A 19,383-nucleotide genomic window follows, 5' to 3' on the forward strand; every position below is an offset into this window, starting at 1 on the left:
AAGCCTGCCGCAGGGGCGGTTGCTGTTCAAGTAGTGTGGGCCACCAGCGCGGCCCGGCCAGTCACGGTGCCTTGCAGCCCCGCCCAATCAGGTCGTTGGTTGCCACCCAGTACACCAGGCCTTCATCGCCCTTGGTGTGGAAGGCCAGCACGCCATCGCTGTACATCGCGCCCGACGCGCTCGGCTCGGACTTGAGCCGGTACACCTGGTCGCCGCCGCCGAGGCGAACGTCGACCGAATCCTGCTGCGCGTCAGCGTAGCGCCACAGCACATCGGCCTGGCTGTCGCAGACCCAACGGGTCCATTTGTCTGCCGGGGCGGGTTGCGCCGGCTGCAGCAGCGAGCATCCTGCCAGTGTCGCCAGGGCCATCAAGGCCATCAGCGCTTTCATTGCATATCCTCTAGATGACCACACAACGGCCGCTTGGTTGCCTGCTCCGACGAAGCGCATCGGTTCAAGGGCAGCCTGGCGCCTTGCGCTGGTGGTCTTCGTCATACTTTTCCAGGCCTTCCGGGCCCACGCGCTTGCTGATGACCGGCACGGTTTCGGCCTGCCACTCGGACTGGTAGCAACCGCCCTTGGGCGGCTGCGCCGGGTCATCGGCCGAGGACGGGCTGCCGGAGCAAGCGCTCAGCAGGCCGGCCAGGATCATCACAGGCAATTGCTTGACCATCAGGTCGCTCCCTTTGCCAGGCGCCGCCATTGTCAGGCTTTGGCCCGCTCTTCCAGGATCGCCACCGCCGGCAGTACCTTGCCTTCGACGAACTCGAGGAACGCACCGCCACCGGTGGAAATGTAGGAGATATCCTTGCTGACGCCATATTTATCGATGGCAGCCAGGGTATCGCCACCACCGGCGATGGAGAAGGCGGCGCTGTCAGCAATGGCCTTGGCCAATACCTGGGTGCCGTTGCCGAACTGGTCGAACTCGAACACGCCGACCGGGCCGTTCCACAGGATGGTCTTCGACGACTTCAGCAGCTCGGCGAAGTTGGCTGCGGTTTGTGGGCCGATGTCCAGAATCATGTCGTCGGCAGCAACGTCGGCGATCGCCTTGACGGTGGCTACGGCGCTTTCGGCGAATTCCTTGGCGACCACCACGTCGACGGGCAGCGGCACGCTGACCTTGGCGGCGATGGCTTTGGCGGTCTCGACCAGGTCAGGCTCGTACAGCGACTTGCCAACCGGGTGGCCAGCGGCGGCCAGGAAGGTGTTGGCGATGCCGCCACCGACGATCAGTTGGTCGCACACTGCGCTCAGGCTGTTGAGCACGTCCAGCTTGGTGGAAACCTTGGAGCCGGCAACGATGGCAGCCATCGGCTTGGCCGGGGCCTTCAGGGCTTTGCCCAGGGCGTCCAGTTCGGCAGCCAGCAGCGGGCCGGCAGCAGCGACCTTGGCAAACTTGGCCACGCCATGGGTCGAACCCTCAGCACGGTGGGCAGTGCCGAACGCGTCCATGACGAAGACGTCACACAGGGCGGCGTACTGCTGCGCCAGCTCGTCGGCGTTCTTCTTCTCGCCCTTGTTGAAACGTACGTTCTCGAACAGCACCAGGTCACCGGCCTTGACCTCGACACCGCCGAGGTAGTCGGCGACCAGCGGCACGTCGCGGCCCAGGGCCTTGCTCAGGTAGTCGGCAACCGGCTTGAGACTGTTCTCGGCCGAGAACTCGCCTTCGGTCGGGCGGCCCAGGTGCGAGCAGACCATTACCGCTGCGCCCTTCTCCAGGGCCAGCTTGATGGTCGGCAGCGCAGCGAGGATACGCGCATCGCTGGTTACCACACCGTCCTTTACAGGCACGTTGAGGTCTTCGCGGATCAGTACGCGTTTACCTTGCAGGTCGAGGTCGGTCATCTTCAACACGGTCATGAATGCAGTCCTTCAGGGCTGTTTGCTGCGGGTTGGGTGGACGACGTGCAGATAATGTTCGGCAACGTCGAGCATACGGTTGGCAAAACCCCATTCGTTGTCGAACCAGGCCAGCAGGTTCACCAGGCGTGGGCCTGAGACGCGGGTCTGGCTGGCATCGACGATGGCCGAATGCGGGTCATGGTTGAAATCACAGCTGGCGTGGGGCAGCTCGGTATAGGCCAGCAAGCCTTTCAGCGGGCCATCCAGCGCCGCCTCGCGCAATACCCGGTTGACCTCTGCCGCGCTGGTATCGCGGGCGGTCTGCAGGGTGATGTCCAGGCACGAGACGTTGACGGTGGGCACGCGTACCGCTTTGGCCTGGATTCGCCCGGCAAGTTCCGGCAGCAGGCGCTCGATGCCACGCGCCAGACCAGTGGACACCGGGATCACCGACTGGAACGCCGAGCGCGTGCGGCGCAGATCCTCATGGTGATAGGCGTCGATCACCGGCTGGTCGTTCATCGCCGAGTGGATGGTGGTGATCTGCACGTACTCGATGCCGAACGCCTGGTCCAGCACCCGCAGTAGCGGCACCCCGCAGTTGGTGGTGCAGGAGGCGTTGGAGACAAGAAGCTCGTTGCCGGTGAGGCACGCCTGGTTGATGCCGTAGACCACCGTGGCATCTACATCGGCCTCGCTGGCCATGGGCTGCGAGAACAGCACGCGCGGTGCGCCGGCGTCGAGGAAGCGCTGGCCGTCGGCACGGGTGTTGTAGGCGCCGGAGCACTCCAGCACCAGGTCGATGTCCAGGGCCGCCCAGTCGACGCCCTCGGGCGTGGCGCTGCGCAAGACTTTCACGCAGTCACCGTTGATATGCAGACAATCACCGTCGACCTTCACCTCACCAGGAAAACGGCCGTGGGTAGAGTCGAAGCGTGTCAGGTATTCCACGCTGGCCTGGTCGGCCAAGTCGTTCAGTGCAACGATCTCGAAGCCGGCTTTTGCCCCACGCTCGAACAGTGCGCGCAGGACACAGCGGCCGATGCGGCCGTAACCGTTGAGTGCAACTTTGTAGGGACGCGGGTGGGGCATAGATGGCTCGTGAAATCCGTCGGTTGAAAGGGGCCGCCATGCGGCCCATTCGCGGCACAAGGCCGCTCCCACAGGGTACTGCGGCGTATGCAGATCCTGTGGGAGCGGCCTTGTGCCGCGAACGAGGGCCAGTAGCCCTCGCTTTGCCTGTATCAGTCTTCCAGCAGCTCTTCGGCGGTACCCAGGATGTTCTCCAGGGTGAAGCCGAACTCCTCGAACAGTGCGCTGGCCGGAGCCGATTCACCGTAGGTGGTCATGCCGATGATACGACCTTCCAGGCCGACGTACTTGTACCAGAAGTCAGCGTGGGCGGCTTCGATGGCGATGCGCGCACCGACTTCCAGCGGCAGTACGGACTGCTTGTAGGCGGCGTCCTGTGCATCGAACACGCTGGTGCTCGGCATCGACACGACGCGAACCTTGCGGCCCTGCTCGGTCAGTTTGTCGAACGCCTGAACGGCAAGGCCCACTTCGGAACCGGTGGCGATCAGGATCAGCTCAGGCTCCCCAGCGCAGTCTTTCAGCACGTAACCGCCACGGGCGATGTCGGCGATCTGCTGCGCGTCGCGGTCCTGGTGCTGCAGGTTCTGACGCGAGAAGATCAGCGCCGAAGGGCCGTCCTTGCGCTCCAGGGCGTGCTTCCAGGAAACCGCCGATTCAACGGCGTCAGCTGGGCGCCAGGTGTCCAGGTTCGGCGTGCTGCGCAGGCTGGTCAGCTGCTCGATCGGCTGGTGAGTCGGGCCGTCTTCGCCCAGGCCGATGGAGTCGTGGGTATAAACGTGGATCACGCGCTGCTTCATCAGGGCAGACATGCGCACAGCATTGCGGGCGTATTCCATGAACATCAGGAAGGTAGCGCCGTAAGGCACCAGGCCGCCGTGCAGAGCGACGCCGTTCATGATCGCGGTCATGCCGAACTCGCGCACGCCGTAGTACATGTAGTTGCCGTTGGCATCTTCATGGCTTACGCCCTTGCAACCTTTCCACAGGGTCAGGTTGGAACCGGCCAGGTCGGCCGAGCCGCCCAGCAGCTCCGGCAGCAGCGGGCCAAACGCGTTCAGGGTGTTCTGGCTGGCCTTGCGGCTGGCGATGGTTTCGCCTTTGGCAGCGACTTCAGCGATGTAGGCCGCGGCCTTTTCAGCGAAGTCGGCCGGCAACTCGCCGCTCAGGCGGCGCTTGAGTTCGCCAGCCAGCTCAGGGAAGGCAGCGGCGTAGGCGTCGAAACGCTTGTTCCACTCGGCTTCGACCTTGGCGCCAGCGTCCTTGGCATCCCACTCGGCATAGATGTCGGCAGGTACTTCGAACGGCCCGTGGTTCCAGTTCAGCTCTTTGCGGGCCAGGGCGATTTCGTCGTTGCCCAGCGGAGCGCCGTGGCAGTCTTCCTTGCCCTGCTTGTTCGGCGAACCGAAACCGATGATGGTCTTGCAGCAGATCAGGGTCGGACGGTCGCTCTTGCGCGCGGTCTCGATGGCGGTGCGGATCTCGTCGGCGTCGTGACCGTTGACGTTACGGATCACCAGCCAGTTGTACGACTCGAAACGCTTCGGCGTGTCGTCGGTGAACCAGCCTTCCACTTCACCGTCGATGGAGATGCCGTTGTCGTCATAGAAGGCGACCAGCTTGTTCAGGCCCAGGGTACCGGCCAGCGAGGCGACTTCGTGGGAGATGCCTTCCATCATGCAGCCGTCGCCGAGGAACACATAGGTGTTGTGGTCGACGATGTTGTGGCCGTCACGGTTGAACTGGGCGCCCAGTACTTTTTCAGCCAGGGCAAAGCCCACGGCGTTGGCCAGGCCTTGGCCCAGTGGGCCGGTAGTGGTCTCGACACCCGGGGTGTAGCCGAATTCCGGGTGGCCCGGGGTGCGGCTGTGCAGCTGGCGGAACGACTTGAGGTCATCGATGGTGACGTCATAGCCGGTCAGGTGCAGCAGCGAGTAGATCAGCATCGAACCGTGGCCGTTGGACAGCACGAAGCGGTCGCGGTCGGCGAAGCTCGGGTTGCTCGGGTTGTGCTTCATGTAGTCGCGCCAAAGCACTTCAGCGATATCCGCCATGCCCATAGGGGCACCTGGGTGGCCGCTGTTAGCCTTTTGCACGGCATCCATGCTAAGGGCACGAATGGCGTTGGCACGTTCACGACGGCTGGGCATCGCTTATCTCCTGGGCTTGAATAGGTGGTGTTACGAAAAAGGCGGCTATTTTCGCCCACTGGGGGGCTGGGGGCAATGACGGATGGCCACACTTGGGCGTTTTTCCCGTGATTGGCTGTCAATGCGGCGGAAAACCCGGTGCACCCACCCGCCCATCAGGCAATATCAAAACTTTTTGATATTGGCCTTGCTAGGGCAGCGATGCCTGTCTAGACTGCCGCGTCATGAACCTCCGTGCGCAACCGATCCCTCAGCAAAGCGACACCCTGGCCGCCCTGTGCAAAGCCAGTGGCGACGAGTTGCGCCTGAATGTCTTGCGCGCCCTGGCCAGTGACTCGTTCGGCGTGCTGGAGCTGGCGCAGATCTTCGACATCGGCCAGTCGGGTATGAGCCACCACCTCAAAGTGCTGGCCCAGGCCGAGCTGGTGGCCACGCGCCGTGAAGGCAACGCGATTTTCTACCGCCGCGCCCTGCCCGACAGCCACCGCCTGGGCGGGCGACTGCACACGGCGTTGCTCGAAGAGGTCGATGACCTGAGCTTGCCGCAGGACGTCCAGGCACGCATTGCCCAGGTACAGCAACGCCGCGCCGCCACCAGCCAGGACTTCTTCCTGCGCGTGGAGGAGAAGTTCCGCGCCCAGCAGGACCTGATCGCAGGCCTGCCGCAATACCGTGAAAGCCTGCTGGCGTTGCTCGACACACTGAATTTCGAGCCGACCGCCAGCGCGCTGGAAGTCGGCCCCGGCGACGGCGGTTTCCTGCCTGACCTGGCCCGGCGGTTTGCCAGTGTCACCGCCCTGGACAACAGCCCGACCATGCTCGAGCTGGCGCGCCAAGTGTGCGAGCGCGAACGCCTGGATAATGTAAACCTGCAGTTGGCCGATGCACTGGGTGCAACGGATGTGGAAGCCGACTGCGTAGTGCTGAACATGGTCCTGCACCATTTCAGCGACCCGGCCCAGGCCTTGCGCCTGCTGGCCAAACGGGTGAAAGCGGGCGGCAGCCTGCTGGTCACCGAACTGTGCAGCCATGACCAGGATTGGGCGCGGGAAGCCTGCGGCGACCTCTGGCTTGGCTTCGAACAGGACGACCTGGCCCGTTGGGCCAATGCTGCCGGGCTGGCCCCGGGGGACAGCCTCTATGTGGGCTTGCGTAACGGTTTCCAGATCCAGGTCCGCCATTTTCAGCGGACGGCTGGCGACACACACCATCGGTAAATTTTAGGAACCCGTCGAGATGAGCGAATACTCCCTTTTCACCTCCGAGTCCGTGTCCGAAGGGCATCCGGACAAGATCGCCGACCAGATTTCGGACGCGGTCCTGGATGCCATCATCACCCAGGACAAATATGCCCGCGTGGCATGTGAAACCCTGGTCAAGACCGGTGTCGCCATCATCGCCGGCGAAGTCACCACGTCGGCCTGGGTCGACCTGGAAGAACTGGTGCGTAAAGTCATCATCGACATCGGCTATAACAGCTCGGACGTCGGCTTCGACGGCGCCACCTGCGCCGTGATGAACATCATCGGCAAGCAGTCGGTGGACATCGCCCAAGGCGTCGACCGCTCCAAGCCGGAAGACCAGGGTGCTGGCGACCAGGGCCTGATGTTCGGCTATGCCAGCAACGAAACCGACGTGCTGATGCCGGCGCCGATCTGCTTCTCGCACCGCCTGGTCGAGCGCCAGGCCGAAGCGCGCAAGTCTGGCCTGCTGCCGTGGCTGCGCCCGGACGCCAAGTCGCAGGTCACCTGCCGCTACGAGAACGGCAAGGTCGTCGGTATCGACGCCATCGTCCTGTCCACCCAGCACAACCCTGAGGTCTCGCAGAAAGACCTGCAGGAAGCGGTGATGGAGCTGATCGTCAAGCACACCCTGCCGGCTGAACTGCTGCACAAAGGCACCCAGTACCACATCAATCCGACCGGCAACTTCATCATCGGTGGCCCGGTGGGTGACTGCGGCCTGACCGGCCGCAAGATCATCGTCGACTCCTACGGCGGCATGGCCCGTCACGGTGGTGGCGCGTTCTCCGGCAAGGACCCGTCGAAAGTTGACCGTTCCGCTGCCTACGCCGGCCGCTACGTGGCGAAGAATATTGTCGCTGCAGGCCTGGCCGAGCGTTGCGAGATTCAGGTGTCCTACGCCATTGGCGTCGCTCAGCCGACCTCCATCTCGATCAACACCTTCGGCACCGGCAAGGTTTCCGACGACAAGATCATCCAGTTGGTGCGCGAGTGCTTCGACCTGCGTCCGTACGCCATTACCAAGATGCTCGACCTGCTGCACCCGATGTATCAGGAAACCGCTGCCTATGGTCACTTCGGCCGCACCCCGCAGCAGAAGACTGTCGGCGACGACACCTTCACCACCTTCACCTGGGAGCGTACCGACCGCGCCCAGTCGCTGCGTGACGCTGCCGGCCTGTAAGTTTCCTACAGCGGTAAATGAAAGCCCTTGCCGAGTGATCGGCAGGGGCTTTTTCATGACATATCGGCTGACAACTGCGCGGCGCATCGACAGGTTCACCGGCCTAGGCTGAGGCTTTCACTCCGCCACGCAAGGATGCTGGCCATGCCCGTTATGTTGCTCATGCTGATGCTGTTGCTCGCACCTGCGATCCACGCCTCCGACTGCCCGGAATGGTCAGCGGACCGGGCCGACGTGGAACTCGCCAACCTGCGTGAAACCCTTGCCCAATGGGACGACCATTACCATCGCCTGGGCGAGACTCTTGTGCCGGACGCGCTCTACGACCAGAGCCGCCAGCGCCTTCTGGACCTTCAGCGGTGCTTCGCACACGAAGGCGGGCTGGACTCCCTGGCCACTGCACGCGGCCCCCTTGCCCATCCCATTGCCCACACCGGTGTCGAAAAACTGCCGGACGCCCAGGCAGTCGCCCGCTGGATGGCCGGCAAGACTGGCGTATGGGTGCAGCCGAAAGTCGATGGGGTAGCTGTCTCGCTGATTTACCGCCAAGGCCGGCTGGTACGGCTGCTCAGCCGCGGTGACGGCGTCCAGGGGCATGACTGGAGCCGGCACATCCAGGACCTTGAAGGCATCACCCGGCAACTCCCGCAAGCAATCGAGCTGGTGCTGCAAGGCGAGCTGTACTTGCGCCTGGATGGGCATGTACAAGCGCAGGCGGGCAGCGCCAATGCCCGTGGCAATGTCGCCGGCCTGCTGGCACGCAAGCGCCTGGGTCGCGAACAAGGCGCACGCATCGGGCTGTTCGTCTGGGATTGGCCGCATGGGCCGACCACTCAGGCCGAGCGCCTGGCACAGCTCACGGCCCTGGGGTTTGCCGACAGCGAGCGTTACAGCACATCCATCGCTACCCCGCAAGAGGCCGCGCAGTGGCGCTTGCACTGGTACCGCACGCCACTGCCCTTCGCCACGGACGGCCTCATCCTGCGCCAGAACAGCCGCCCCCCGGCCGATCGCTGGCAGGCCAACGCGCCCTACTGGATCGCCGCGTGGAAGTACCCTTTCGCCCAGGCGTTGGCGCAAGTGCGCGAGGTGCGCTTTGTCATCGGCCGCACCGGCAGGGTGACGCCACTGCTCAAGCTGCAGCCGGTCACACTGGACGACCGCCGTATCAGCCAGGTCAGCCTAGGCTCCCTGGCCCGCTGGCAAACGCTGGACATTCGCCCGGGCGATCAGGTGGTCATCAGCCTGGCCGGGCTGACCATTCCTCGGTTCGAACAGGTGCTGCACCGCGCAGTCGAGCGCCAACCCGTGTTGGCACCCGAGGCCGGGCGCTTCGGCCCTCAGAGTTGCTGGCGAGCCAGCGAAGGTTGCGAAGAGCAGTTCATCGCCCGCCTGGTATGGCTGGGCGGCAAGCAAGGGCTGGCGATGCCGGGCATCGGCCCGGGCACCTGGCGGCGGCTGGTGCAGGCGGGCCTGGTGACATCGCTGACAGATTGGTTGGCACTCGATGCGCAGCAGTTGGCCACAGTGCCGGGCATCAGCGAGATCACCGCCCTGCAACTGCAACGCAGTTTCGCCATGGCCCGCAGCCGGCCTTTCGCCCAATGGCTGAAGGGGCTTGGCGTGCCCGCGCCCGGTCATGTGCCGCGGGGTGAGCCATGGCCCGCCCTGGCCGGCCGGTCTGCCAGCGATTGGCAAACCTTGCCTGGTATCGGCGCAACACGCGCCAGACAACTTGCGGCGTTCTTCGCCAATGCCGATGTTCAGGGCATCGCCACACGATTGGGGAACAGTGGGCTCGACGGCTTTCAGGCGGCACAAGATGCCCATTCGCAATAGCCCACGGGCAGGGCATGCCCGTGGGAATGCCCGTGGGAATGCCTGAATCTCAGCCTGAAAAAAACGACAAGGGTTTATAAATCGGCAAAACCAAGGCAGGATTTCCCGACTTTTTGCTGCCCCGCCCCGTTTAGGAGGCTATTCATGAAACGTATTTCAACTGTTTTCCTGCTGGCAACGCTTGCTTTTGGGGTTCAAACCGCCCAGGCCGCAGAAGAACAACCGGGCCTTACTGGCTGCGCCGCCAAGCGCCAGGCGATCAGCGAGCAGATCGAACAAGCCAAGGCTCACAATAACAGCGAGCAGCAAGCTGGCCTGGAAACAGCGCTGGGCGAAGTTGATGCGAACTGTACCGATGCCGGCCTGCGCAAAGAACGCGAGCAGAAAGTGCTCGAAGCGCGCCATGAGGTCAACCAGCGCACCAAGGACCTGGACAAGGCCATGAAGAAAGGCGACCCGGAGCGCATCAACAAGCGCAAGGACAAATTGGCCGAGGCAAAAAAGGAACTGCAGGAAGCGGTCGACGATCTGGAACGTTGACAGCGAGCCGCCACTCAAATTGGCTTGTAGGACTTTTCTGAACTTGCCCGTCTAGGGGTTCACTCAGTTGTAGGAACGGGGCAGGATCGCAGCGCTTACTGCCATTGCCCCTACAAGGAGGCTCCTGTGAAATTAATTTCTTCCGCAGTCATGCTCGCAGTTCTGGGCCTGAGCACCTTCGCTGTGCAGGCTGCTCAGCCCACCCCGGGGTTGACCGGTTGCGCCGCCAAGCGCAGCGCGATCGAGAACCAGCTTGAATACGCCAAGGCACACAATAACGCGGGCCAAATCCGCGGCCTGGAAAAAGCCCTGCAGGAAAACACCGAGCACTGCACCGATGAAGGCTTGAAGGAGGAGCGCGAACAGAAAGTGCGCAAGGCCGAATCGGAAGTCAAAGAGCGTGAAGCCGACCTCAAGCAGGCCCAGGCGAAAGGCGATAGCAGCAAGATCACCAAGCGTGAAAATAAACTGGCCGAGGCCAAGGCAGAACTTGAAGCCGCCAAGGCCGAACTGAACAAGTGACCTGATCCTTCAGGCACGTGCGCCCGCCAGCGGCCCACAAACCGCTGGCGGGCAGCATCAGTGGTTACGAAACTCTGTATGGCAGGCCTTGCAGGCTGCCTCGACCTTGTCCATCGGTGCCTTGAGCATTGCCGCATCCAATGGCTGCTTGCGCGTCACTGCCAGCAATTCGCCCGTTACACCTTCCAGCGACTGCGCCAGGTCGTGGAAACGCGCCTGACGCTCCCAGACTTCGGGCCGAGCACTGCTCTCGCCATCGTCTTTTACCTGCGGGAAATGCTGCCAAGGCGCATGGGCCAGGCCATCGAGCTTCACAGCGCCGTCCGCGAACCTGGCGCCATCGAACGGCAACCGCCCACGCAGCATGCCGCCCATGTCCTCGCTGGTCTTGAGCATCTGTTTGAAGATCGCCTTGCGCTGCCCCAAGGGTGAGTTAGGATCGACACGGTCGCAGGCCGCAAGGGACAGGCTGATCAACAGCACGGCGGTGAAACATTTGAACATCACGGTCACATTGGCAGCTCGAAGGGCCAACAGTATCCTCGGCTGGCCGACAAAGACCAATACCCTCACGAACACTACGGGCAAGTTTCATCTGCTGCCCGCCAAGGATTCAACCATGAAATCTGCTCTGCGCCATCTCGCCTGGGCGCTGCCAGCCCTGGCCTTGCTGGCCGGCTGCAACGGCGGCGAAAGCGCCAAGCCCGAGCCCCACGCCATCGCCACCTACGCCCCGGCCACCTGGAAAGACCTGCCCGCAGTCAGCGACGAAGACCTGCTGGCCGGTTTCTACGCCTGGCGCAGCGGCTGTGAGAAGCTCAAGCGCGACCCGGTGTGGGCCGCCACCTGCGAAGCCGCCGGCAGCGACACGGCGAGCGCTGCCCAGGTGCGTACCTTCCTTGAGCAGAATCTGCAGGTTTATGGCCTGCGCTCCGCCGAGAACAATGCCAACGGCCTGATTACCGGTTACTACGAGCCGGTCTACCCCGGCAGCCTGAGCCAATCAGCCACCAACCATGTGGCGGTTTACGGCCCCCCGGATGACATGATCGTGGTCGACCTGGCCAGCGTGTACCCCGAGCTGAAGGGTAAGCGCCTGCGTGGTCGGCTCGATGGCCGGGTACTCAAACCATACGACACTGCCGAAGTGATCAACCGTAACGGCGTCAAGGCACCGGTGCTGGCCTGGCTGACCGACCCGATGGACCTGCAATTCCTGCAGATCCAGGGTTCGGGCCGGGTACAACTGGAAGACGGCCGTCAGCTGCGCCTGGGCTACGCCGATCAGAACGGCCACCCCTACCGGCCGATTGGCCGCTGGCTGGTGGAGCAGGGCCAGTTGAAAAAAGAAGAAGTGAGCATGGGTGCCATTCATGCCTGGGCCCAGGCCAACCCACAGCGCGTACCGGAACTGCTGGCCAGCAACCCCAGCTACGTGTTCTTCAGCACCCGCCCGGACAGCAACGAAGGCCCGCGCGGTTCGTTGAACGTACCGCTCACCGCCGGCTACAGCGTGGCGATCGACCGCAAGGTGATTCCGTTGGGCAGCCTGTTGTGGCTTTCCACCACTCGCCCGGACGGCTCGCCAGTGGTGCGCCCGGTGGGTGCGCAGGACACTGGTGGGGCGATTGCGGGTGAAGTGCGTGCCGACCTGTTCTGGGGCACCGGCCCGGAAGCTGGCGAGCTGGCGGGTAACATGAAGCAGCAGGGCCAGATCTGGATGCTTTGGCCTAAAGGCAAACCACTGCCTGAGGTACCAAAGGTCCTTTGATAGCGTGCTGGATTCGTCGCGGGCAAACCCGTTCCCACAGGGTCACCGAACACCAAGTGGGAGCGGGTTTACCCGCAAAGGAACCAGCCGATTTCAGGCCGAAACCACAAAGAACGCGACGATCAACGCCAGCCCGGCAAACCATACCAGCGAACGCAACGCCGCCCAGTCCGCCAGGTAGCAGATGATGTAAAGCAGCCGACTGGTGATGTACATCACCCCCAGCACGTCCTGCGTCACCTGCTCGGCATTGCTGACGATATCCGCCACCAGCACCGCCGCCGCGAACGCTGGGAACGCCTCGTAGCTGTTCTGCTGCGCGGCATGCGCGCGGCGCGGCAAGCCCGACAGCGTGTCGAGGAAGGCACGCGGATCGTGATTGTCCTTCATGCCGAAACGGCCACTGCTCACCTTGGCAATCAATGCACAAAGCGGCGGCAGGAGCAGGGCAAACAGGATGCACCACAGGGCAACGGTCATTGGACAGGACTCCTATCAGTCGTGAGGTTAGAGCTTCATCACCAGCATACCTGCCAGCACCAGCCCGCAAGCTAGGAGTCTTGGCCCGCCAAAAGGTTCTTTGAGGTAGCGCATACCCAGCAGCACCACCAGGATCACGCTCAACTCACGCAAGGCCGCCGCCTCGGCCACCGAGCCCAGGTGCATGGCCCACAGCACCAGCGCATAGCTGAACAGCACGCAAAACCCTACCGCCAGCCCCAGACGCCACTGCGTTCGCCAAAACAGCACAAACGGTGCCCGCCGCGCCACGCTGGCCAGCAGCGGGAATTGCCAGGCACTGAGCAGGGTCAGCCATACCAGGTAGTCCCACGGTTTACCCCACAAGCGCACGGCCTGGCCGTCGAACCAGGTGTAGCAGCCGATGCACAGGCCGATCAGGGCCACCACCGGCAGCATCGACCAGGGCAGCCGGTCACCGCCGCCGCCCTGCCACAACAGGCAGGCCATGCCACACGGGATCAGCAGGATGCCGATGACCTGCTGCTGGCTCAGCGACTCCCCGGCAAAGGCCAGCGTCAGCCCCAGCACCACCAGCGGCGACAGCCCGCGCATCAGAGGATAGACCAGCCCCAGGTCGCCCACTCGGTAGGCCTTGATCAGCAGGTACCTATACAGCTGCTCGGCCAGCGCCGAGGCTATCAGCCAAGGCCATATCTCAGCCGGCGGCACTTCGACGAAGGCCACAGCCAGCACTGCGAACACCAGCGCTACCGTGTCCATACTGGCGATCACCAGCAAGCGCTCGCCGCTGAATTTGATCAGGGTATTCCAGGCCGCATGCAGCAGGGCGGCGACCAGCACCAGGGAGGTTGCCAACACGCCTTCTTGTCCTTATGGCTTTTCATGGCTGTGAATATATAGCGTTACGGGGCCGCTGTGCGGCCCTATCGCCGGCAAGCCAGCTCCCACATTGACCGCGCCGCTTTCAAGGTTGATGCCGTACATGTGGGAGCTGGCTTGCCGGCGATTGGGCTGCGCGGCAGCCCCCTTACATGGGAACGATTGGAACGAATCCGGTCAAAGCTTGTGTCCCGAACCCCGCTCCAGGTCATCAAACAACTGCCCGAGCCATTCGGGTAACGACTTGGAAGCCACTGTCACAGGATTCGGGATGCTTGAATTAGTTGCCGCGTTTATCTGCCTCACCACCCTCCTTACCTATGTAAATTACCGCTTTATCGGCCTGCCACCCGCCATCGGCGTGATGGTCACGGCGTTGCTGTTCTCGCTAATGCTGCAGGGTTTGAGCCTGATCGGCTTCCCTGGCCTGGAAGAACGCGTTGAAGGGCTGATGAACCAGATCGACTTCAATGACCTGCTGATGCACTGGATGCTGGCGTTCCTGCTGTTCGCCGGCGCGCTGCATGTCAACCTGAGTGATCTGCGCAGTTATCGCTGGCCGATCGGTTTACTGGCAACGATCGGGGTGCTGATCGCCACCGTGGTGATCGGCTACCTGTCGCACTGGGTGTTCGCGATGTTTGGCTGGCAGGTGCCGCTGATCTACTGCCTGCTGTTCGGCGCACTGATTTCGCCCACCGACCCGATCGCGGTGCTGGGCGCACTACGTACCGCCAACGCTTCCAAACCGCTGAAAACCACCATCGTTGGCGAGTCGCTGTTCAACGACGGCACGGCGGTCGTGGTGTTCACCGTGTTGCTCGGCATCATCCAGTTGGGCGAAACCCCGAGCATTACCGACACGGCGATTCTGTTCGCCCGGGAGGCCATAGGCGGCGTGGTGTTCGGTGGCCTGATCGGCTACGCCACCTACCGCATGATCAAAAGCGTCGAGCAGTACCAGGTCGAGGTCATGTTGACCCTGGCGCTGGTCATCGGCGGTTCGGCGATGTGCTACGAGCTGCATGTTTCGGCGCCGATCGCGATGGTCGTGGCCGGCCTGATCATCGGCAACCTGGGGCGTAACCTGGCGATGAACGACATGACGCGTCGCTATATGGACGGCTTCTGGGAGCTGATCGACGATATGCTCAATGCCCTGCTGTTCGCCCTGATTGGCCTGGAACTGTTGCTGCTGCCATTCAACTGGCTGCACCTGGCCGCAGGCAGTGTGCTGGCGCTGGCGGTGCTGCTGTCGCGGCTGTTGACCGTGGCCCCGGCGATTCTGCTGCTGCGCCGCTGGCGCAGCGTGCCCAAGGGCACCATCCGCGTTCTGACCTGGGGTGGGTTGCGCGGCGGCGTGTCGGTAGCGCTGGCGCTGTCGCTGCCGCTGGGCGAGGAGCGTGACCTGCTGCTGTCGATCACCTACATCGTGGTGCTGTCGTCGATCCTGGTGCAGGGCCTGAGTGTCGGCCGGGTGGTGCGCAAGGTCAGTGCACAACCCTGATGAAAAACCGGGGCCGCCTGGCGGCCCCAGTATTTCCTACTCTACCGCGCTGTCCGGAAACTGATCCTGGACGTACTTGATCTCCGTCCGCCCGTGGGCCGCCGGCAGACCATCCTCGCCCAGATTGACGAAGACCATCTTGTCGACCGTCAGGATGCTCTTGCGGGTGATCTTGTTACGCACTTCGCACTTGAGGGTGATCGAGGTGCGGCCGAATTCGGTAGCGGTGATCCCCAGCTCGATGATGTCGCCCTGGCGCGAGGCACTGACGAAATTGATCTCCGACATGTACTTGGTGACCACGCGCTGGTTGCCGAGCTGGACGATGGCGTAGATTGCCGCCTCTTCGTCGATCCAGCGCAACAGGCTGCCACCGAACAGTGTGCCGTTGGGGTTGAGGTCTTCGGGTTTTACCCATTTGCGGGTGTGAAAGTTCATCTGTACTCCTGACCTGCTTGGCTAACGTGGAGTAATGATGGCAGAGCGGCCGCCGGCGCTCCATTGAACATCGACTATCGTCGCGATTAATCGACAGAAAGCCTTGGGTGTGTCACACGGCCAAGGCTATAATCGCTGCCGTTTCACATGGCTGCCCACAGCGGCGCCATGCCCGCCACCCACCCGAGGGGCGCTGCAGCAGGGTCACCCTGTCAGGCTCGGATGGGGCGTTGTCCGCTCCCGCGGACGCTCAAACGCACAACGGCGCCCATTCGCACACTACGAATGGAGGCTCTCATGAGCGCTGTAAACACGCCTGCAGGTTTTACCGATTTCAAAGTCGCCGACATCTCCCTGGCCGCCTGGGGCCGTCGCGAAACCATCATCGCCGAATCGGAAATGCCTGCTCTGATGGGCCTGCGTCGCAAGTACCTCGCTGAGCAGCCGCTCAAGGGTGCGAAGATCCTTGGCTGCATCCACATGACCATTCAGACTGCCGTGCTGATCGAAACCCTGGTTGCCCTGGGTGCCGAAGTGCGCTGGTCGTCCTGCAACATCTTCTCCACCCAGGATCAGGCTGCTGCCTCCATCGCTGCCGCCGGCATTCCTGTTTTCGCCTGGAAAGGTGAAACCGAGGAAGAGTACGAGTGGTGCCTGGAGCAGACCATCCTCAAGGATGGCCAGCCATGGGACGCCAACATGATCCTCGACGACGGCGGCGACCTGACCGAGCTGCTGCACAAGAAGTACCCGGCCGTGCTGGACCGCGTCCACGGTGTCACCGAAGAAACCACCACTGGCGTGCACCGCCTGCTGGACATGCTGGCCAAAGGCGAGCTGAAAGTCCCGGCGATCAACGTCAACGACTCGGTCACCAAGAGCAAGAACGACAACAAGTACGGCTGCCGTCACAGCCTGAACGACGCCATCAAGCGCGGCACCGACCACCTGCTGTCGGGCAAGCAAGCCCTGGTGATCGGCTACGGTGACGTGGGCAAGGGTTCGGCCCAGTCCCTTCGCCAGGAAGGCATGATCGTCAAGGTCACCGAAGTTGACCCGATCTGCGCCATGCAGGCCTGCATGGACGGCTTCGAGCTGGTCTCGCCGTTCATCGACGGTATCAACGACGGCACCGAAGCCAGCATCGACAAAGCTCTGCTGGGCAAGATCGACCTGATCGTCACCACCACCGGTAACGTCAACGTCTGCGACGCCAACATGCTCAAGGCCCTGAAGAAGCGCGCCGTGGTCTGCAACATCGGCCACTTCGACAACGAGATCGACACCGCCTTCATGCGCAAGAACTGGGCATGGGAAGAGGTCAAGCCGCAAGTGCACAAGATCCACCGCACCGGCGCTGGCGACTTCGACCCGCAGAACGACGACTACCTGATCCTGCTGGCCGAAGGCCGTCTGGTGAACCTGGGTAACGCCACTGGCCACCCAAGCCGCATCATGGACGGTTCGTTCGCCAACCAGGTACTGGCACAGATCTTCCTGTTCGAGCAGAAGTTCGCTGACCTGTCGGCCGAGAAGAAAGCCGAACGCCTGACCGTTGAAGTGCTGCCGAAGAAGCTCGACGAAGAAGTGGCCCTGGAAATGGTCCGCGGCTTCGGCGGCGTGGTCACTCAGCTGACCAAGCAGCAGGCCGACTACATCGGCGTGACTGTCGAAGGCCCGTTCAAGCCGCACGCTTACCGCTACTAAGCGGCAAGCGCCAGGGGCATGCCGCCTGGCGCTTGTAGTCGTTGAATCTTGATCGATGCCCAAGCCAGGCCGGCCCACACCGCCCTGGCTTTTACTTGCAGCTTGCGGCCCTGGCTTGCAGCTGAGGAAACAGAGATGTCACAAGAACGTCGCTACAGTTTCGAATTCTTCCCGACCAAGACCGATGCCGGTCACGAAAAGCTGATGGGCGTTGCCCGCCAGTTGGCTGGCTGCAACCCGGACTTCTTCTCCTGCACCTACGGTGCCGGTGGCTCGACCCGCGACCGCACACTGAACACCGTGCTGCAGCTGGAAAGCGAAGTGAAAGTGCCGGCCGCCCCGCACCTGTCGTGTGTCGGCGACACCAAGGACGAGTTGCGCGCCCTGCTGGCACAGTACAAAGCTGCCGGCATCAAGCGCATCGTCGCCCTGCGTGGCGACCTGCCGTCGGGCATGGGCATGGCCAGTGGCGAACTGCGCTATGCCAGCGACCTGGTCGAGTTCATCCGCCAGGACAGCGGTGACCACTTCCACCTGGAGGTTGCCGCTTACCCGGAAATGCACCCGCAGGCGCGCAACTTCGAAGCCGACCTGAGCAATTTCGTGCACAAGGTCAAGGCCGGTGCCGACAGCGCCATCACCCAGTACTTCTTCAACGCCGACAGCTACTTCTACTTCGTCGAGCGTGCGCAGAAGCTGGGCGTGGACATTCCTGTAGTGCCCGGCATCATGCCGATCACCAACTACAGCAAGCTGGCGCGTTTCTCCGACGCCTGCGGCGCCGAGATCCCACGCTGGATCCGCAAGCAGCTGGAAGCCTATGGCGACGACACCGCCAGCATCCAGGCATTCGGTGAAGAAGTGATCACCCGCATGTGCGAGCAACTGCTGCAAGGCGGCGCGCCAGGCCTGCACTTCTACACCTTGAACCAGGCCGAGGCGAGCCTGGCGATCTGGAACAACCTGAAGCTGCCTCGCTGAAACTTTTTGGCAAAGTCCCATTCAGAAATGCTTAAGGCTTTAGTCATAGACTAAGGCCTTATTTTTTTTTGGTTCAAATGGGTTTAGCCAGCCATGCAGCCTCTCACGCTCTCGCGCCCCCAGCTGGTCTACCTGGCCTTCGGCCCGGCCACCTACCATCAGGAAGCCTGCTTCAGTATCGTCAGCGCCCTGGCCCACCTGGACACATCAGCTGGCGAGGCCTTGGATATCCAGGTCTATACCGACAACCCGCAACCCTACAGCCATCTGCCAGTTACCGTTCATCACCTCGATGAGGCAACGCGCACAGCCTGGAACCAGCCGCACGGGTACCATTTCCGCAGCAAGCATGTGCTGTTGCGCCAGGTATTGCAGCAACACCCGCTGGCCGTGCTGATCGACACCGACACTTTCTTTCGCAAGTCGCCGCTGCAGCTGTTCCAGCGCGTAAAGCCCGGCAGCCTGCTGTGCAACGCGATCGGCGGGCGCTACGGCGAAAATCAGAAGTGCCTGCTTTACAAGAACCTGCTGAATATCTTGCAGGCGAGGGCCCTGGCTGACTGCCAGATGCCGCTGGTCAACTCCGGCGTGATTGGCCTCACCCGCGAAGATGCAGGCGTACTGGACCACTCCGTCGCCCTGATGGACGAATTTCATCCACTGGCCCGCTCGGCCTACACGCTGGAAGAGTTCTGCCTGGCCGTGGCGGCTTATCGCAAGCTGGCATTGGCCGAATGCACCGACGTGATCCACCACTACTGGAGCCGCAAAGCTCAATTCCGCGCCAAGATCCAGGCCTGGCTGCGCAAGCACGGTGACCAACCGCTAAGCGCCGCAGCCCTGGCCGATGTGCTGCTGGTGAACGATCAACTGCCCCGCCCCCCTACCCTGCAACGCTTGGGTTACAAAGCCTTGAGCTTGACCATGCCTAGCCGCGAGCGGCAATTCGCCCGTGAATTGCTGTATGGCAGCTACCCCTACCCCAACGAGTTCGACCGCGCCTGCGCTTCGGCCTGGTGGGACAAGGCGCTGGAGAACCTCAATGCGCGATATGGCCGCATGGAGCCAGAGCAGCTGCGCCAATGCCTGCGCCACCCGGGGCTGCGTCTTTCGCTGGGCGCCCGGCGCAAGGATATCGAAGCGCATCTGCTTAAAGCATCCCAACGCTGATTCGGCTCGGCAGAGCCCTGCGGGT

General features: G+C 62.8%; 19 protein-coding genes and 1 riboswitch. Of the genes, 10 read left to right on the forward strand and 9 right to left on the reverse strand.

The window, feature by feature from the left end:
• Positions 1–61: 61 nt before the first annotated feature.
• From ACFY68_RS00925 to tkt, 5 genes are all read right to left on the reverse strand, one after another.
• On the reverse strand, positions 62–391 hold the full coding sequence (locus ACFY68_RS00925) for an MliC family protein (RefSeq protein WP_387522612.1): 330 nt from the start codon (positions 389–391) through the stop codon (positions 62–64).
• 64 nt (positions 392–455) lie between these two features.
• The gene (locus ACFY68_RS00930; protein ID WP_346615388.1) at positions 456–674 is read right to left on the reverse strand and encodes a hypothetical protein; all 219 of its coding nucleotides are present in this window, start codon (positions 672–674) and stop codon (positions 456–458) included.
• 32 nt (positions 675–706) lie between these two features.
• Positions 707–1,870 carry a phosphoglycerate kinase gene (locus tag ACFY68_RS00935; RefSeq protein ID WP_387522615.1) on the reverse strand — a complete coding sequence of 388 codons (1,164 nt, stop codon included), beginning with the start codon at positions 1,868–1,870 and terminating at the stop codon, positions 707–709.
• Between the two features lie 12 nt (positions 1,871–1,882).
• Positions 1,883–2,944, reverse strand: a complete 1,062-nt coding sequence (gene epd, locus ACFY68_RS00940; protein WP_387522617.1) for an erythrose-4-phosphate dehydrogenase — start codon at positions 2,942–2,944, stop codon at positions 1,883–1,885.
• Between the two features lie 152 nt (positions 2,945–3,096).
• Positions 3,097–5,094 carry a transketolase gene (gene tkt, locus ACFY68_RS00945; RefSeq protein WP_346615391.1) on the reverse strand — a complete coding sequence of 666 codons (1,998 nt, stop codon included), beginning with the start codon at positions 5,092–5,094 and terminating at the stop codon, positions 3,097–3,099.
• 224 nt (positions 5,095–5,318) lie between these two features.
• On the opposite strand from tkt, the gene ACFY68_RS00950 reads away from it, so the two are divergent.
• The 5 genes from ACFY68_RS00950 (at position 5,319) to ACFY68_RS00970 (ending at position 10,422) form a co-directional block, all read left to right on the forward strand.
• Entirely contained in the window at positions 5,319–6,311 is a 993-nt protein-coding gene (locus ACFY68_RS00950) for an ArsR/SmtB family transcription factor (RefSeq protein WP_387522620.1), read from the forward strand.
• Positions 6,312–6,330: 19 nt separating this feature from the next.
• Entirely contained in the window at positions 6,331–7,521 is a 1,191-nt protein-coding gene (gene metK / locus ACFY68_RS00955) for a methionine adenosyltransferase (protein WP_346615393.1), read from the forward strand.
• A 144-nt stretch (positions 7,522–7,665) separates the two neighbouring features.
• On the forward strand, positions 7,666–9,360 hold the full coding sequence (gene ligB, locus ACFY68_RS00960; RefSeq protein WP_387522622.1) for an NAD-dependent DNA ligase LigB: 1,695 nt from the start codon (positions 7,666–7,668) through the stop codon (positions 9,358–9,360).
• 144 nt (positions 9,361–9,504) lie between these two features.
• Positions 9,505–9,900, forward strand: a complete 396-nt coding sequence (locus ACFY68_RS00965; protein ID WP_346615395.1) for a DUF1090 domain-containing protein — start codon at positions 9,505–9,507, stop codon at positions 9,898–9,900.
• 126 nt (positions 9,901–10,026) lie between these two features.
• On the forward strand, positions 10,027–10,422 hold the full coding sequence (locus ACFY68_RS00970; protein WP_387522624.1) for a DUF1090 domain-containing protein: 396 nt from the start codon (positions 10,027–10,029) through the stop codon (positions 10,420–10,422).
• A 57-nt stretch (positions 10,423–10,479) separates the two neighbouring features.
• Here the strand turns inward: ACFY68_RS00970 and ACFY68_RS00975 are convergent, their stop codons facing one another.
• Positions 10,480–10,926 (reverse strand): c-type cytochrome, encoded by a 447-nt coding sequence (locus ACFY68_RS00975; protein ID WP_387522626.1) that lies wholly within the window; start codon positions 10,924–10,926, stop codon positions 10,480–10,482.
• 115 nt (positions 10,927–11,041) lie between these two features.
• Between ACFY68_RS00975 and ACFY68_RS00980 the strand changes: the two genes are divergently transcribed.
• Entirely contained in the window at positions 11,042–12,193 is a 1,152-nt protein-coding gene (locus ACFY68_RS00980; RefSeq protein ID WP_387522628.1) for a murein transglycosylase A, read from the forward strand.
• 93 nt (positions 12,194–12,286) lie between these two features.
• Here ACFY68_RS00980 and ACFY68_RS00985 read toward each other — a convergent pair whose 3' ends face one another.
• Together ACFY68_RS00985 and ACFY68_RS00990 are read right to left on the reverse strand one after the other, a co-directional pair.
• Positions 12,287–12,673, reverse strand: a complete 387-nt coding sequence (locus ACFY68_RS00985) for an MAPEG family protein (protein ID WP_387522630.1) — start codon at positions 12,671–12,673, stop codon at positions 12,287–12,289.
• A gap of 27 nt (positions 12,674–12,700) precedes the next feature.
• On the reverse strand, positions 12,701–13,534 hold the full coding sequence (locus ACFY68_RS00990) for an EamA family transporter (RefSeq protein WP_387522632.1): 834 nt from the start codon (positions 13,532–13,534) through the stop codon (positions 12,701–12,703).
• Between the two features lie 292 nt (positions 13,535–13,826).
• Here ACFY68_RS00990 and ACFY68_RS00995 point away from each other — a divergent pair, with 292 nt between their 5' ends.
• Positions 13,827–15,062, forward strand: coding sequence for a cation:proton antiporter (locus ACFY68_RS00995; protein WP_387522634.1), 1,236 nt, complete (start codon positions 13,827–13,829; stop codon positions 15,060–15,062).
• A 36-nt stretch (positions 15,063–15,098) separates the two neighbouring features.
• On the opposite strand, the gene ACFY68_RS01000 is transcribed toward ACFY68_RS00995, so the two are convergent.
• Positions 15,099–15,500, reverse strand: coding sequence for an acyl-CoA thioesterase (locus ACFY68_RS01000; protein ID WP_012274534.1), 402 nt, complete (start codon positions 15,498–15,500; stop codon positions 15,099–15,101).
• Between the two features lie 179 nt (positions 15,501–15,679).
• Positions 15,680–15,777, forward strand: a riboswitch (S-adenosyl-L-homocysteine riboswitch).
• A 20-nt stretch (positions 15,778–15,797) separates the two neighbouring features.
• Here ACFY68_RS01000 and ahcY point away from each other — a divergent pair.
• The 3 genes from ahcY to ACFY68_RS01015 all read left to right on the forward strand — a co-directional run bounded on the left by ahcY (position 15,798) and on the right by ACFY68_RS01015 (position 19,358).
• Positions 15,798–17,207, forward strand: a complete 1,410-nt coding sequence (ahcY, locus tag ACFY68_RS01005) for an adenosylhomocysteinase (protein WP_346615402.1) — start codon at positions 15,798–15,800, stop codon at positions 17,205–17,207.
• Positions 17,208–17,342: 135 nt separating this feature from the next.
• On the forward strand, positions 17,343–18,188 hold the full coding sequence (gene metF, locus ACFY68_RS01010) for a methylenetetrahydrofolate reductase [NAD(P)H] (protein WP_387522637.1): 846 nt from the start codon (positions 17,343–17,345) through the stop codon (positions 18,186–18,188).
• Between the two features lie 93 nt (positions 18,189–18,281).
• Complete coding sequence (locus ACFY68_RS01015) at positions 18,282–19,358, forward strand: hypothetical protein (RefSeq protein ID WP_387522639.1); 1,077 nt, start codon at positions 18,282–18,284, stop codon at positions 19,356–19,358.
• Positions 19,359–19,383: the final 25 nt, after the last annotated feature.

Source organism: Pseudomonas sp. NPDC012596 (assembly GCF_042902325.1).
Lineage (GTDB): Bacteria > Pseudomonadota > Gammaproteobacteria > Pseudomonadales > Pseudomonadaceae > Aquipseudomonas.